The sequence below is a fragment of the Bacillus sp. JJ1773 genome, assembly GCF_036962035.1.
In the GTDB taxonomy this organism is placed as follows: domain Bacteria; phylum Bacillota; class Bacilli; order Bacillales; family Cytobacillaceae; genus Cytobacillus.
The window spans coordinates 86444-100728 of sequence record NZ_JBALNX010000033.1 but is presented as its reverse complement, the minus strand read 5'-3'; the positions used below and the strand labels follow the sequence as shown (position 1 = coordinate 100728).

The following is a 14285-nucleotide window of genomic DNA, read 5'->3' as shown; positions in this document are numbered from 1 at the left end:
ATAAGGGCTGCTGAATCGTTGAAGAAAGATAAAAGCTGTTCTGCTTAAAATGAGGCAGAAACAGCTTTTTCTTTTGCAACAAGCTGGATTCCTGTGCATAGATTATGGATAAAACCAACTATGCAAAGGGGAATACTCGATATGATTCACCCACATACGGAATTACGCTTTATTAATGATCAGATAGGTTTTGGGGTATTTGCAACTGAATTCATTCCAAAGGGTACAATTACGTGGGCTTTGGATGGGCTGGATCAAATACTGGAGCCAAACGATGTTGAAAATCTAGATCAATACAGAAGGGAGCTCCTAAAGAAATACTCCTATCGTAATCAAGAAGGAAAATATATTCTTTGTTGGGATTTAGGCAGATATGTGAACCATAGTTTTCATGCTAATTGTTTAGGAACAGCTTATGAATTTGAAGTGGCAGTCCGGGACATTTATCCTGGGGAGCAATTAACAGATGATTATGGAACTTTAAATATAGATGAACCCTTTGAATGTATACCAGAGGATGGAACAGAAAGAAAAGAAGTTTACCCTGATGATCTTCTTTATTACTCAGAGGAATGGGATCAAAAAGTAATGGAAGCTTTACGAAATCTCTATGAGGTTAAACAGCCACTCATTCATCTCATTCAACCACAATTTATGGAAAAAGTAAAAATTGCATCCTCAGAGCAAATTCTATTGGATTCAATCCAATGCATCTATTATGACCGAAATAAACATAGGTAATGGATTATTAATGATGAAAGCTAAAAAGAGCAGGAGGTAAATTCCTTGCTCTTTCAGCATGTATATTTTTAATAGCAAAAAAAAGCTGTTATTCTACCTTAACCTTAACTTTATCAACCGCATTGTACCCATAGCCTTTTCTATTCCAGAAAGGTATCGATGGCTGAACTCGGTGGTAAGAATCGGTTGCTTTTGACATAATCACGTATTCACCTTTCGCAGCTGCCTTCCACTGGTATGACCACGCCACCCAGCCATAACCAACAGGATCCCGATTTTCCATTTTCGCATTTGTCCACGTTTGCCCATTATCCAAACTAATCTCAACTTTTGAAACAGTGCCTTCACCCGTCCAAGCTATTCCTTTTATTAAATGCTTACCTGTATTTAAAATTTTCATATCCAAAGGCTGCTGAATCGTTGAATTGACATGAAGCGTTGTGACCGGAAAAGCATCCTTGTCATTTTCCTTATGAGGATAAAACACATAGTCTATCGATTGGAAAGGACCGGAAAAATGAGAATCAATAATCGATATTTGCTTTATCCATTTGACAGAAGCCATGCCATACCATTGAGGCACAATTAATCGCAATGGGTAACCATGCTTAAACGGAATGGGCTGATGATTATATTCATAGGCAATTAAAGTATCAGGGTGCAGTGCTTTTTCGAGAGGCAGGCTTCGTGTATACGTATGAATCTGATCGGAATCGGTTCTTTTTCCATAATCATAGCCTTCTATGACTACTTCCTTAGCCCCTTCTCTAATGCCAGTCTGTTCAAGCAAGACACGCAAAGGAACCCCCTTCCAATAACCTTGGCTTATTCCTCCCTTTTCCCATTGTTCCCCAAATACTTTAGGTTCGAAAAGGCTTCGCTTGTCTCCTGCACATTCGAGTGCAATCTTTACTGTTTTTGCTGGAAGCTGCAGAATGTTTTGCATAGAAAGCAGTGAGGGAGTTGATACGAGTCCATTAATAGGGAGCCAATAGCTTGAATAAGATAATGTCGGATAAGAAAAGTGGTTCCGTCTATAAAAAAATTTGGCTGGCACGATGTCATTTTTAATGAAATGAATCGGTGATTCCTGATTTTCAGGAACTAAGCTATGTGTTTTTAAAAAGGGCTTTACAACAGGATATGGCTGATTTTGCATAATTCCCTCCTGGTAAGAATGGTGATTAATAATGATTATGTTGAATTCATCCTAAGTAGGCATAGTTAACGTGAATAGAAAACTCAATTTATGCTTATTTTTCAAACAGGCTGTAATGGATATAACATCTATCTTTGAAATAAACTTTGATTTATTAGAAGGATCCGCGGGTTTATAAAAAATATGAAGCATACACCCTCCAACATCAGGGATGTATGCTTCTCTATACATCTATTTAACTTTTCTAATTTCAATTTGGAATTCTTTAAGTCTCTGGTACAGGGTTGTACGGGAGATGCTAAGGTGTTTGGCTGTTCTTGTGATATTTCCCTTGTGTTTCATTAATGTTTGAATGTAAAATTGGCGTTCGTGTTCATAGTTTTTTTCCTTTATATCCGTAATGCTCTTTATATTATGGAGGGTATAAGTGTCTTCCTGCTTAAATGCTTGGACATTTTCAGCTATTTCTTGAGGAAGATGCTCTTGTTCAATAATGGATGAGTTCCCTGCTAAGTAATAGGCCCTTTCAATAACGTTGCAAAGCTCTCTTATATTTCCGGGCCAATTGTATTTTTTCATTAGCATCATGGCTTCATTTGAAAATTCCTTCTTATTACCGGTTAGGGCATTGAAATCTTCTAAATAATGATAACTGAAATGGGCGATATCTTCAGGCCTTTTGCGAAGAGGTATTAATTCGATAGTAAAAACATTTAGCCGGTAATACAGGTCACTACGAAATGAGCCATTGAAGGCAATTTCCTGAAAAAGATCCTTATTCGTTGCGGCAATTATTCGAACGTCTAATGGAATAGGCTTGTGACCGCCAACGCGAACGACTTCTTTTTCTTGCAAAACCCTTAATAAGGCTGTTTGCAGCTCAAGAGGCATTTCACCAATTTCATCAAGAAAAAGAGTCCCGCCATTAGCAACCTCAAATTTGCCTGGGCTGCCGCCCTTTTTGGCACCTGTAAAAGCCCCTTCTACATACCCAAACAGTTCAGAATTAATCAGTTCTTTTGAAATTGCACCGCAATTTATCGCTACAAATGGCTTATTCCTCCGTGCACTTTCATTATGGATAGCACGGGCAAACATCTCTTTGCCAGTCCCGCTTTCCCCTAGTAAAAGAGTATTGGCTTGTATTTTCGAAGCAGAGCGTGCCAATTCAATTGTTTTTAAAAATAAATCACTAGAGCCGACTAGATCATAGGTGGTTAAGTTCTTTCTTTCATTAAAGGAAAACCGATACGGATGGCGAGGAAGGGATTTAAAATGAATAAAAATCAACGAATTTTTCTTTTGTACTTTAATCTCGTAGCTTTCTTCGCTATCCTTACGCCTTAAAATACTCTCCTCGCCCTTTTCTCTATCCGCCCTATTCAAAGAAATCTCCTGTAAAACAGTTTGTACTAGGCTTTGTTTATTTCTCCATAGTTCTGCTGCCTTATTGTTTTGAAAATGAATTTGCCCTTCCTTTATGATAAACAAGCCTCCCGGCTGCTGGTCTGTAATTTCACCAAGGGCGTTATTTAGAATATACTGTTTCTCTTGACTTTCAACTAGCTTAGAACTTAGATGGATGATACACCTAATGCTTTCCAGCAGCTGTTCAGTTGATTCAGATGAAGTCTTTGGCATATAAACGCCCAATACACCTTTAAGTTCATCAAATGATCCAATAATAGTGAACCCTGCAACAACATATGTATTGTTTGATTTCATATCCCTTTCATTTGTAACTTCATATGCGGAAGTTTTCACTCTGAAAGCAGCAGCAATTCCACTGTTTTTCAATAGAGTGCTATTTACCGTATCTCCCGGTCGCAAATTTAATAGTGGGGAGGTTGCTGCGGGAAAGCCACCATTAATGATTTCTATCAGCACACCTTCTTCATTAAAATAGGCAAACGGGAAGGGCAGCTTTGAAAGATTCTTTTTGAGTTCAGAAAGAAGGGGCTCGCATTGATTATTTTTAGTCTGGAATTGTTCATTCTTTTTGACAGGGATAATGTCCTTACGGTGTGATGGCAGGGCATCTTCCATTAAGGGAATCGGTTTAATTGGATTATCTGACTCCCATAAAATATGAAATTGACCGGATTCAGTAACCTTTCCAATCCGAGAATTTAGCCATACATGCTGATTGATCGGATCAACCATAATTTTCCCTTGTGGGGCTTCAATGGATAGACCAGACAAGGCCCGTCGAATGGCATCAGCTGAGAAGGTATCTACTCTTTTGAGTGCTTCTGAAAGCAGGATCATGCTATTATAGGCACTTTCCATAACAGAACTAATAATATCAGTCCCATAAATTCGCTGGAATTCCATTATGAATTTTCTATTTTCGGCACGATCAATAGTGCTGAAATATGAAAAACTGGAATAAAGTTCAGTTTTTCCTTTAGGATCAATCGCTTTAATTTCGGTTTCTGCTGTCACATTACTAGCAATGGCCTGCTGAAACTCGAGTTTTTCATGCTGCTGGTAATAGCTAATAGTACTGTCGCCAACCAAGGTCGAAAAGATAATATCTGGATTCATCTGTCGGATTTCACTGAAATGCTTATCAAAAACTTGGTTTCCTAGTGCAACGTATTGTTCTCCAAACACAGATCCTCCGTGATATTCAACTAGCTGGCGTACGAATCGGTTTATCTCCCTAGGATAAATATAGTCTGAGCCTAGAAGGTAAAAGGTCTTTCCGACATGGCGGATGAGCCAAGGGATGAATTCCAGCAGCTGTTGATTAGGAGTTGAATTGGAATAAAAGATGTTGGGATGCATTTCTCCGCCTTCATTTATGGTCGGATAGAATAATAAATTATTATGCATTTCCAAAACGGGAATAACACTTTTCCTGCATGCAGCGGTGTAGCAGCCAACAATGGCCGTTACTTGATCGGTAACGATAAGCTTTTCAGCCTTCTGGCGAGTTATATCAGGATCGGAAGCTGCATCCTCAACGATCGGGATAAGTGTTTTTCCATTAATACCGCCGCTTTCATTAATATGTTTAATCGCTAATAAGCATGCTTGATACTGTCCCCGTTCGGTAATACTGGTTGTCCCTGTTAATGAAAAGAGAATTCCCACTTTCAACTCCTGTTTTTCCATTGATATTGGCTCCTTTCTTTTATAAAATTGTTCATTTTTTGTTCAGTACACTAATTTGACAGTTGAACATACTCTTTACAGATTTGAGTGTACAAATGCTTAACATTTTGTTTGTGAGAAAATTTTATTAATGAAAAATGTAATTTTTATAAAAGGAAGAAAAGTTGACTATCAAAAGGTTAACAACATCAATGTATTATATTCTTCATTTCATTAAAAAAACCTTTAAGTCTTTTATCTATGAAACTTGGTATGGATGTTGCATTACAAATAGTGAAGGGTGCAAAACAAAGAAAGGAAGTGACTGATTGTTTGGGTTTATTACAAATGTCACCCAAAATCCAAAGTTAATTGACTGACTATTCTAAAATTTATTCAGCTACTTTGGTAGGTCAGAAACATTACATGTTGAAAATTAAGGAGGGTTTATTTTGAATGCACAAGCAAAGAAAGCTTATTTAAGTACAGATAAATACATCCTTGAGAATAACATTAAGCCCCTTATTACAGAGGAGTTAATTGAAGAGCATAGAAAGCAGCCTGTTGGCAGACATAGCTATAATCTGAGCATGGTTCTCAATTTCCTAAGAAGAAATCACGAAATTATCGAAGGAAAAGATCTTATTGTTTGTACAAAGCCACATCAAGAATGGTGTTTAGGGGAGCATCCAGGGAAGCGCGGAGTTCCTTATAAAGTTTTTGAAGATCAATGCTTTGACACACGTGAGAAGGCGGAGCATGCATTATTCCTTAAAAGACTCAAAAAACATGGATTAGTAGATTAATAACTACCAAAAAGGGAGAGGATTCTATTGGCAATTAACGGTTATACAGATCGATTAAGTGTTCAGCCTGGTCAAAATATTAAATTTATGGTAAACAGTGACCAAAAAAAATATAAAACAGAAATTGTCCATCTTGTCCATGGAGATTCCAACCCTGAAGGGCCAGGACTAAAGATTTATAGTGTAGATGCAGATGTGAATAAGGAGTATGATGGCAGAAAGCAGGCCATACATATGGGGTCCTATATCAAATTCGATTCTCAGTCTCATTTTGAAAGCGTTAGCAGTTTTTCGTTGCAAGCAATGATTTTTCCAACAACACCTGATTTAGGCGTGCAAGGAATTCTAACAAAATGGTCCCCTGATCAAAATTCAGGCTATGGCCTTTTTATTGACGAAAAAGGCTGTCTGGCTTTATGGATTGGTGATCAAAACGGGAAAGTTGAGAAGGTTAGCACAAACAAGCCACTTATACAAGGCACATGGTTTTTTGTTGGGGGATCCTTTGATGCAGAAACGGGAAAAATAACTGTTTTCCAAGAAGCTGTTATTACGAAAACAAATGGGAGATTTTCACTTCCATTCGGCATTGATGATATGAATGCTAGTAATGAAGTAGAGACTGTAGTGAAGCCCCATACTTCCAATGATGCTGAATTCATTATCGCTAGTATTTTCCAAAAGGCAGACGGTAAACAAAAGGTTATTTGGCGATTCAATGGAAAAATTGACCGTCCGCGTATAGCGAATGCAGCTTTAACGAAAGAAGAAATGTCTGCATGGATTGAAAATCCTTCTGGAAATCGCGTTGTAGCTGCATGGGACTTTGCAGAGGGGATTACGAAGAAGGGCATCAAGGAGCTTGAAAAGATATATGATAAGGGGCCAAATCAAATCCATGGTGAAGCAGTTAATCACCCTACTCGCGCGATGACTGGATATAACTGGACATCTGAGGAGCAAAACTTTACCCATGCTCCAGAACAATATGGAGCTATTCAATTCCATGATGATGATATGACTGATGCGAAATGGGATGTTGACTTTGAATGGACAGTACCTGACTCGTTAAAAAGCGGTGTATATGCTGCCCATGTGTATGCAGGAGATGATGAGGATTACATTGTATTCTTTGTTAGACCGAAGAAGGGAAAGCCTACTGCGAAAGCAGCTCTTATTATTCCTACTGCCAGCTATTTAGCATACGCCAACAACCGCTTCCAGGATATCCCGCTTGCCCAGCTTATGTTTGGAAGGGCTCCAGTCGTACAGCAGGAGGATATGTATTTAGGGGAGCATGCGGAATTTGGTCTATCCACATATGATCATCATAATGATGGCTCTGGGGTTTGCTTCTCATCAAGCTTGCGGCCAATTTTGAATATGAGACCAAAATACCGTCATAATCTATCTCCTTCCCTATGGCAATTTAATGCGGATTTACACTTAATCGACTGGCTGACTGAAAAAGGCTTTGACTTTGATGTCATTACGGATCAAGACTTGCATTTTGAAGGATATGAGCTGTTAAGCCATTATCAAGTGGCCATTACAGGCTCTCACCCAGAGTACTACTCGGGCCAAATGCTGGATGCTGTAGAGGATTACCAAGCTAATGGGGGCCGTTTCATGTATATGGGCTCAAATGGATTCTATTGGGTTGTTACCTTTGATCCGAAAAATCCAAACCTCATGGAAGTTCGAAAGAATTATGGAAACCAAGGCTGGAAATCTAAACCGGGCGAAATTCATTTAAGTATTACGGGCGAACAGGGCAGTATTTGGAAGCACCGCGGCAGGGCGCCTCAAAAGGTTTGCGGCGTAGGATATATGGCGGAGGGCTTTGAAGTATCCTCTTATTATCTCAGATCAGAGGATAGCTTTGAACCAGGAGTAGAATGGATTTTTGAGGGAATTGGAAAAGACGAAAAAATCGGTGACTTTGGTCTAGTAGGTGGAGGAGCAGCTGGATTAGAATTAGATATTTATGATGAGGAGCTTGGAACTCCTTCACATGCCGTCATTGTGGCTTCATCTGTAGGCCACACAAATGTCTATGTTCCGGTAGCAGAAGAATTGTACTTTAATATTCCAGGCCTGGGCGGGGAAGAGAATCCAAGAGTAAGAGCTGATATGGTTTACTACCCGACTCCAAATGGTGGTGCGGTATTCTCAACAAGCTCCATTGCTTATTGCGGAAGCCTATCACACAATAATTACGATAATAATATTTCTCGTCTAACAGAGAATGTTTTGAAACGTTTCTTATCAGATGAACCGATTCCATTTCCGGATTTGAGCAAGAAGGCTGAAACTGTAAAATAATTGTTTTAATAAGAAAGAGTTATTGTTTGATTAATAGTTTAATAGGGAAATACAGGTAAGCTCCGGTCAAAAACTAGAGGAGCTTACCTTTTTGTTGTATAGAATCCTCCTTTACTTTACTAATGTTTTAAATTAAAATATCTCTAATTAAAAATAATTATCAATACGTTAGTTTATATGTATTAGGCATATAATAAAAAAAACGTTTATAAAGGGGTAATGAGGATGAACAGCTTCCATAAGAAACCAAATATTTATGTTGGAGAAGTGAATTTAAAAGTAAAAGACTTACAAGCCTCAATCCATTTTTATCAAAATTTAATGGGCTTCAAAATATTAGAAGAAACTAGTCATAAAGCTGTCCTAACAACTGATGGGAAAACTCCATTAGTCACGCTTGAGCAGCCTGCAGATGTCGTCCCGAAAACAGGCCGTACGTCAGGTTTATATCATTATGCCATTCTGCTTCCAACCAGGGCTGATTTATCCGTCTTTTTACGGCATTTGCTTCAGACTGGCTACCGATTTGGAGCAGCCGATCATTATGTGAGTGAAGCTTTGTATCTCAATGATCCAGATGGAAATGGAATCGAAGTATATCGGGACCGCCCGTCTGATGAATGGAATTGGAAGAATGGGTTAGTGGATATGGCAACGGAACAGCTGGATGGGGAAGGAATTTTGGCTGAAAGTAATGCGGAGTGGACTGGTTTGCCTGCTGATACTCTTATGGGGCATATTCACCTGCATGTAGCCGATCTCCATCAGGCTGAGGAATTTTATACGAAGGGCCTTGGTTTCCAGACTGTTAGCTACTACCCGCAAGCTGTCTTTCTATCAACCGGAGGCTACCATCATCATATTGCCATCAATACTTGGCAGGGAGTCGGGGCACCAACCCCTCCGGAAAATAGTGTAGGTTTGAAATGGTACACACTTGTTTTTCCGAATGAGACAGCTAGAGACAACGTGGTTGCACAGTTGAAGGGGATAGGCGCATCGTTTAAAGAGGAAGAGGATTATTATGTGACAAGTGACCCAGCTGGGAATCGGATACGATTGGTTGTCTAAGTAGATAAAGCAAGCCTAGAGATTGGGAACACAACCATCTTAGGCTTGCTTTTCATTTTTTTGAAAGGAATATTGTTTCTTCGTTTTTGAAGAAATCCCCTCCATTTTTGCCTTTTCTCCTATTTGCAGAGTATGATTAAGGAATATATAGAACGTATCCTCGGAAAGGAGCGGTACATGTGGAACTGCATTTAACTAAAAAAATGATCAAAGACATGTGCGGTGCTGTCTCCTTCAAAAGAGGAGACTCTTTTTATCGTGCGGGAAAGGTAAAGATAAATAAATACAGTCATAATTGCTGTGAAGCTACAGTTACAGGTACGGAAGACTTCAATGTGACGATTGAAATGAATGAAAGTGGCGGCCTAAAGACCGCATGTAGCTGTCCAAAGCTTGCTTCTGTTAAAAATGATTGCCAGCATATTGCGGCTGTTTTGCTAGCTATGTACGATCGGCAGCGTCAAGGGGCAGAGCCGATGCAGAATGATTTGCTGACGGAGGGGCTGCTTCGGCTTTTCAACGATCAGCCCGTTCGGTCAAGCGGCGAGCAGCTTCATTTTGAAAATAGACAAGTTCTTCCTGCTGAACTCATCTGTAAGCCGGTGGATACGGGCAAGGGTTCATGGATGATGGGGGTCGAAATAAAAGTAGGTCCTGTTCATGTCCAGGATATTCGGCGATTTCTGGATAGAATGGGGGCAGGTCATTTCTGCGAGCTTTCAACCCTATTTACGTATGATCCACAGATTCATTGCTTTCAAAAGGAAACAGATGATGTGATTCAGGAGCTCCTTCAAGTAAGGCAAGATGAAAAGGCCTCTCTGTCAAATCAATCGGACGGTGCAAAAAGCGACCACATGGTGATGATCCCGTCTTCTTCTTGGGGACGGCTTCTTCCTCTCCTTATTAAGGCTCCACTCGTTAAGCTAATGTATGCCGGAAATACGTTTGAAGGTCTATGGTTGTCAGAAGAGGGGCTTCCGTTACAGTTTGACTTTGAAGAAAGTGAAAGAAAAGGATATCAGTTGCGTATAAGCGGAATGGACCGTTTGATGGTGATGGATTTATACAGGGCAGTCTTATATGATGGGCGAATCATTCAGCTGAAAGAAGAAGACTGCAGGCGTCTAATGGAATTGAAACAAATGCTCGAAACGGCAGGAACGAATGAAATTCCGATTTCGAGCAATCAGGTTGATTTTTTTTTGGAAAAAGTGATTCCGGGCTTGAAAAAAGTCGGAAATGTTCGTATATCAGATGCCATTGCTAATCGGCTTGTGAGGGCTCCATTAATCGCTAAGCTTTATTTGGATCGCGTAAAAAATCGTCTGCTTGCCGGGCTTGAGTTTCATTATGAAAATATCGTCATTAACCCGCTAGAGGGACGGGAACCGCCTGTGAGCATCATGCTCATAAGGGACGAAGAAAAGGAAGTGGCGATCCTTCAGCTGATGGAGGATAGCTCCTTTGGTAAAACAGATGGCGGTTATTTTTTGCAAAACGAAGAGCTAGAGTTCGAGTTTTTATGCTACACCGTTCCAAAGCTGGAGAAGCTTATGCAGATTTATGCCACAACAGCGGTAAGAAATCGGATTTTCAGAGAAAACGCCCGTCCGCAAATTAGGGTGAGGGTCAAGAAGGAACGCACCAATTGGCTGGAGTTTAAATTTGAAATGGACGGCATACCTGAACAGCAAATCCGGGATATTTTACAAGCTTTGGAGGAAAAAAGAAGGTATTATCGTTTGCGAAACGGATCGTTGCTTTCATTGGAAACACGGGAGTTTGAAGAAATACAACGTTTCCTGCGTGCTGTTCCTGCCCAAGATGAAGATTTAGAAAGCGGGTTGAATGTCCCGATTGTTCAGGGGCTTCGGCTGCTAGATTCGGCAGAGGGGAGCCAAGCCTTTACATTGGAGGAATCGTTTAAGCAGTTTTTAGAAAAGCTTCGCAATCCTGAGCATTTCGAGGTTCCAGAGAAGTTAGAGCCTATTTTGCGGGATTACCAAAAACAAGGCTTTAAGTGGATGAAAACCCTTGCCGGCTATGGGTTCGGAGGGATTCTTGCAGATGATATGGGACTTGGGAAAACACTGCAGAGCATTGCGTTTATTTTATCAGAGCTCTCGGATATCCGTGAGAAGAGGAAGCCCGTTCTGATCGTATGTCCATCCTCATTAACCTATAACTGGCTTAGCGAATTGATGAAGTTTGCTCCGGAAATAGAAGCTTTGGTGATGGATGGCAGTAAAGCAGAGAGGACGCAATTGCAAAGGGCTTGCATAGAAATGGATGTCGTTATTACCTCTTACCCCCTGCTGCGCCGAGATATCAAATGGTACGAGAAACAGGCCTTCCATACTGTGTTTTTCGATGAGGCACAGGCCTTTAAAAATCCGATCACGCAAACAGCGAGAGCGGTGAAAAGAATACAGGCGAATCACCGTTTTGCCCTCACCGGGACGCCTATTGAAAATTCGATTGAGGAGCTTTGGTCGATTTTTCACGTTGTCTTTCCAGAATTATTTATGGGATTACAGGAATACAGTCACTTGTCAAAAAAGACGATATCCAGAAGAATTCGTCCATTCTTGCTTCGCAGGCTGAAGGAGGATGTTCTGTCAGAGCTTCCTGAGAAAAATGAAGCGGTGATATCAGTAGAGTTGTTCCCGGATCAGAAGAAATTGTATGCAGCCTATTTGGCGAAGCTTCGTCATGACACGCTTAAACATTTGGACAAGAACACACTCAGGAAAAATCGCATTCGGATTCTTGCAGGATTAACAAGATTAAGACAAATTTGCTGCCATCCAGCCTTGTTCGTAGACGGCTATAAAGGAAGCTCAGCAAAATTTTTGCAGCTCATGCAGCTAATTGAAGAGGCAAGGCTTTCCGGAAGAAGGGTGCTGATTTTCTCCCAATTTACAAAAATGCTTTCGCTTATTGGCAGAGAACTGGTGAAACAAGGTCTGCCTTTCTTCTATTTGGATGGTCAAACTCCATCCGAAGAACGTGTGGATTTATGCAATCAATTCAATGCAGGGGAGCGCCACTTTTTCCTCATTTCCTTGAAAGCGGGCGGCACAGGGCTCAACCTGACTGGTGCTGACACGGTTATTCTATATGATCTTTGGTGGAATCCGGCTGTCGAGGAGCAGGCTGCAGACCGCGCTCATCGCATCGGGCAAACGAAAACGGTGCAGGTCATTAAGCTTATATCCCGCGGGACCATCGAGGAAAAAGTGAATGAACTGCAGGAGAAAAAGCGCCATTTAATAGAAGAGGTCATAGAATCCAAGGAGGGTGTGATGTCTGCTCTTACGGATGAAGATATTAGGGAGATATTGGGGGTTTAAGGGCGACATAGAAATGCTATAAAAAAATTGAGAGACAAATACATACGTTTTGTCTCTTCTCCTTTAAGAAATTATTTAAATGTAGAAATAGATTCTTCCAGCTTTTCCGCAAATCCCTTTAATAAAAGAGTTGTTTCCTCTAAATTATTTATTTTTTCTATTTCCTCTTTCGATGCACGATCTACTTCTATCGTATCTTCAACCGTTTGTTTTGTAATATTGGCAATACTCTCTAGGGATGCGAACATTTCCTCTGATCCCGCACTTAATTGCTCCGTTACAGCTGAAACCTCATGGATTTCTTCATTTACCTTCTGAGTATTTATCAAAGTTGAAACTTCCTTCTTATTCAAACGTAAATAAGTAAATGCCTGAATATTTAACAATTTTATAACAGTTGGCATAATAGTGTTGTAACGTTCATTTGTAATTAGTATTATAGGGAAATGCAGGATAGGTATTGACCTACAATTGAAATTTCATCATACATAGGGCTTAGTACCCTTTTTTGAAAGCGCTATTAAATTTTTATTAATTTGTACATATGGTCGGAAAAAGGGAGAGAATTTTTCCGAACCAAGTTTCAAAAATCAACAAACATGATTTTTAAAAGAATATTAGATTTAAGAAACGGGAGGGAGAGTATGATGAGCGGAAACTCCATTACGATAGAACAATTGGTTCGGCAGTTTAAATTAGAGATATTAGCTGGAGAGAGTCAATTGGACCGGATCATTACAAAACCGAAAACAGTTCGACCTGGCTTAGAATTTATCGATTTCTTTGAATTTTTACCGATGGAAAATGTTCAGGTTCTCGGGAAGCATGAAGTAAATTATTTAAAGACGTTAGATGATGATCAGAGAAAGCTTCGTGCTGGCAATATTGTTAAATATAATCCCCCATGTATTATCGTGACCTCCCATCAGGAAAAACCGAAGTACTTGGCCCAATTTTGCAACGAGGAGAAGATTCCTTTGCTGCAAACAGAGGAATCCACTTACGAATTTATTGCAAAGCTTGATGCCTTTATGGTTAAAACCCTGGCACCCGAGACTGCTGTTCACGGTGTATGTGTGAACGTTTCGGGGATCGGCATTTTGCTGAGAGGTAAATCAGGCGTTGGAAAAAGCGAGACCGCCCATACGCTAATCGGACGCGGACACCGACTAATCGCCGATGACATCGTTGTGCTGAAAAAACTTAGCCCGCAAACGCTTCTCGGCTCCCATAATGGAATGAATAAGGAATTCCTTGCTCTGCGCAGCATTGGACTATTAAATGTAGTGCGTCTGTATGGAAGGAAGGCTTTCCAAGAGGAAACCCGGATCGCTCTTGATATCGAATTAACGAAGTGGGAAAAGGATGATCTTAATAACGAGCTTGAGCTTGAGTCCAAGTTTACGGAATACATGGGTGTTCAGATCCCTCATATACAAATTCAGCTCCAACCGGGCCGAGATGTGGCTGGATTAATCGAAGCCGCCGCTAATAATTGGTACTTAAAGCAGCAAGGCTACAGCGCAGCGGAAGAATTCATGAAGCGCCTTGAAGGAGAAGGGCCGGAGTCAAGCTGGAAATAAGTATTTAATGAATAGCAGACCCTCTGCCTGTTTGATATAGGGTAGGGGGTCTTTAGGATTATGTTCAGATGAATGGCCGTGCAAAGCGTTCACTATAGAAGTCTCATGGCGCGCGTTTCGAAATCTCTTCGATAAAAACACTCAC

The 14285-nt window shown here is 40.4% G+C and carries 9 protein-coding genes; 6 read left to right on the top strand and 3 right to left on the bottom strand.

Features of this window, described 5'->3' with window-relative positions; genetic code table 11:
* Nucleotides 1-141 precede the first annotated feature (141 nt).
* On the top strand, nucleotides 142-741 hold the full coding sequence (locus tag V7127_RS09055) for an SET domain-containing protein (RefSeq protein ID WP_335485079.1): 600 nt from the start codon (nucleotides 142-144) through the stop codon (nucleotides 739-741).
* Nucleotides 742-829: 88 nt separating this feature from the next.
* Here V7127_RS09055 and V7127_RS09050 read toward each other — a convergent pair whose 3' ends face one another.
* Together V7127_RS09050 and V7127_RS09045 are read right to left on the bottom strand one after the other, a co-directional pair.
* On the bottom strand, nucleotides 830-1900 hold the full coding sequence (locus tag V7127_RS09050; RefSeq protein WP_335485076.1) for a sulfite oxidase: 1071 nt from the start codon (nucleotides 1898-1900) through the stop codon (nucleotides 830-832).
* Between the two features lie 231 nt (nucleotides 1901-2131).
* The gene (locus V7127_RS09045) at nucleotides 2132-5020 is read right to left on the bottom strand and encodes a transporter substrate-binding protein (protein WP_335485073.1); all 2889 of its coding nucleotides are present in this window, start codon (nucleotides 5018-5020) and stop codon (nucleotides 2132-2134) included.
* 431 nt (nucleotides 5021-5451) lie between these two features.
* On the opposite strand from V7127_RS09045, the gene V7127_RS09040 reads away from it, so the two are divergent.
* The 4 genes from V7127_RS09040 (at nucleotide 5452) to V7127_RS09025 (ending at nucleotide 12557) form a co-directional block, all read left to right on the top strand.
* The gene (locus tag V7127_RS09040) at nucleotides 5452-5805 is read left to right on the top strand and encodes a hypothetical protein (protein WP_315666659.1); all 354 of its coding nucleotides are present in this window, start codon (nucleotides 5452-5454) and stop codon (nucleotides 5803-5805) included.
* Nucleotides 5806-5832: 27 nt separating this feature from the next.
* On the top strand, nucleotides 5833-8130 hold the full coding sequence (locus V7127_RS09035; protein ID WP_335485070.1) for a N,N-dimethylformamidase beta subunit family domain-containing protein: 2298 nt from the start codon (nucleotides 5833-5835) through the stop codon (nucleotides 8128-8130).
* 225 nt (nucleotides 8131-8355) lie between these two features.
* Nucleotides 8356-9201 carry a VOC family protein gene (locus V7127_RS09030; RefSeq protein ID WP_335485068.1) on the top strand — a complete coding sequence of 282 codons (846 nt, stop codon included), beginning with the start codon at nucleotides 8356-8358 and terminating at the stop codon, nucleotides 9199-9201.
* Nucleotides 9202-9380: 179 nt separating this feature from the next.
* A complete protein-coding gene (locus V7127_RS09025; RefSeq protein ID WP_335485065.1) occupies nucleotides 9381-12557 on the top strand; it encodes a DEAD/DEAH box helicase in 3177 nt (1058 codons plus the stop codon).
* A gap of 71 nt (nucleotides 12558-12628) precedes the next feature.
* Here V7127_RS09025 and V7127_RS09020 read toward each other — a convergent pair whose 3' ends face one another.
* Nucleotides 12629-12886 (bottom strand): hypothetical protein, encoded by a 258-nt coding sequence (locus V7127_RS09020; RefSeq protein WP_335485062.1) that lies wholly within the window; start codon nucleotides 12884-12886, stop codon nucleotides 12629-12631.
* 315 nt (nucleotides 12887-13201) lie between these two features.
* Between V7127_RS09020 and hprK the strand changes: the two genes are divergently transcribed.
* On the top strand, nucleotides 13202-14140 hold the full coding sequence (gene hprK, locus V7127_RS09015) for an HPr(Ser) kinase/phosphatase (protein ID WP_335485059.1): 939 nt from the start codon (nucleotides 13202-13204) through the stop codon (nucleotides 14138-14140).
* Nucleotides 14141-14285 lie beyond the last annotated feature (145 nt).

Coding starts and splice junctions, on each gene's coding strand:
- hprK (WP_335485059.1), top strand. CDS start 13,202: ATGATGAGCGGAAACTCCATTACGATAGAACAATTGGTTCGGCAGTTT.
- V7127_RS09055 (WP_335485079.1), top strand. CDS start 142: ATGATTCACCCACATACGGAATTACGCTTTATTAATGATCAGATAGGT.
- V7127_RS09030 (WP_335485068.1), top strand. CDS start 8,356: ATGAACAGCTTCCATAAGAAACCAAATATTTATGTTGGAGAAGTGAAT.
- V7127_RS09045 (WP_335485073.1), bottom strand. CDS start 5,020: ATGGAAAAACAGGAGTTGAAAGTGGGAATTCTCTTTTCATTAACAGGG.
- V7127_RS09050 (WP_335485076.1), bottom strand. CDS start 1,900: ATGCAAAATCAGCCATATCCTGTTGTAAAGCCCTTTTTAAAAACACAT.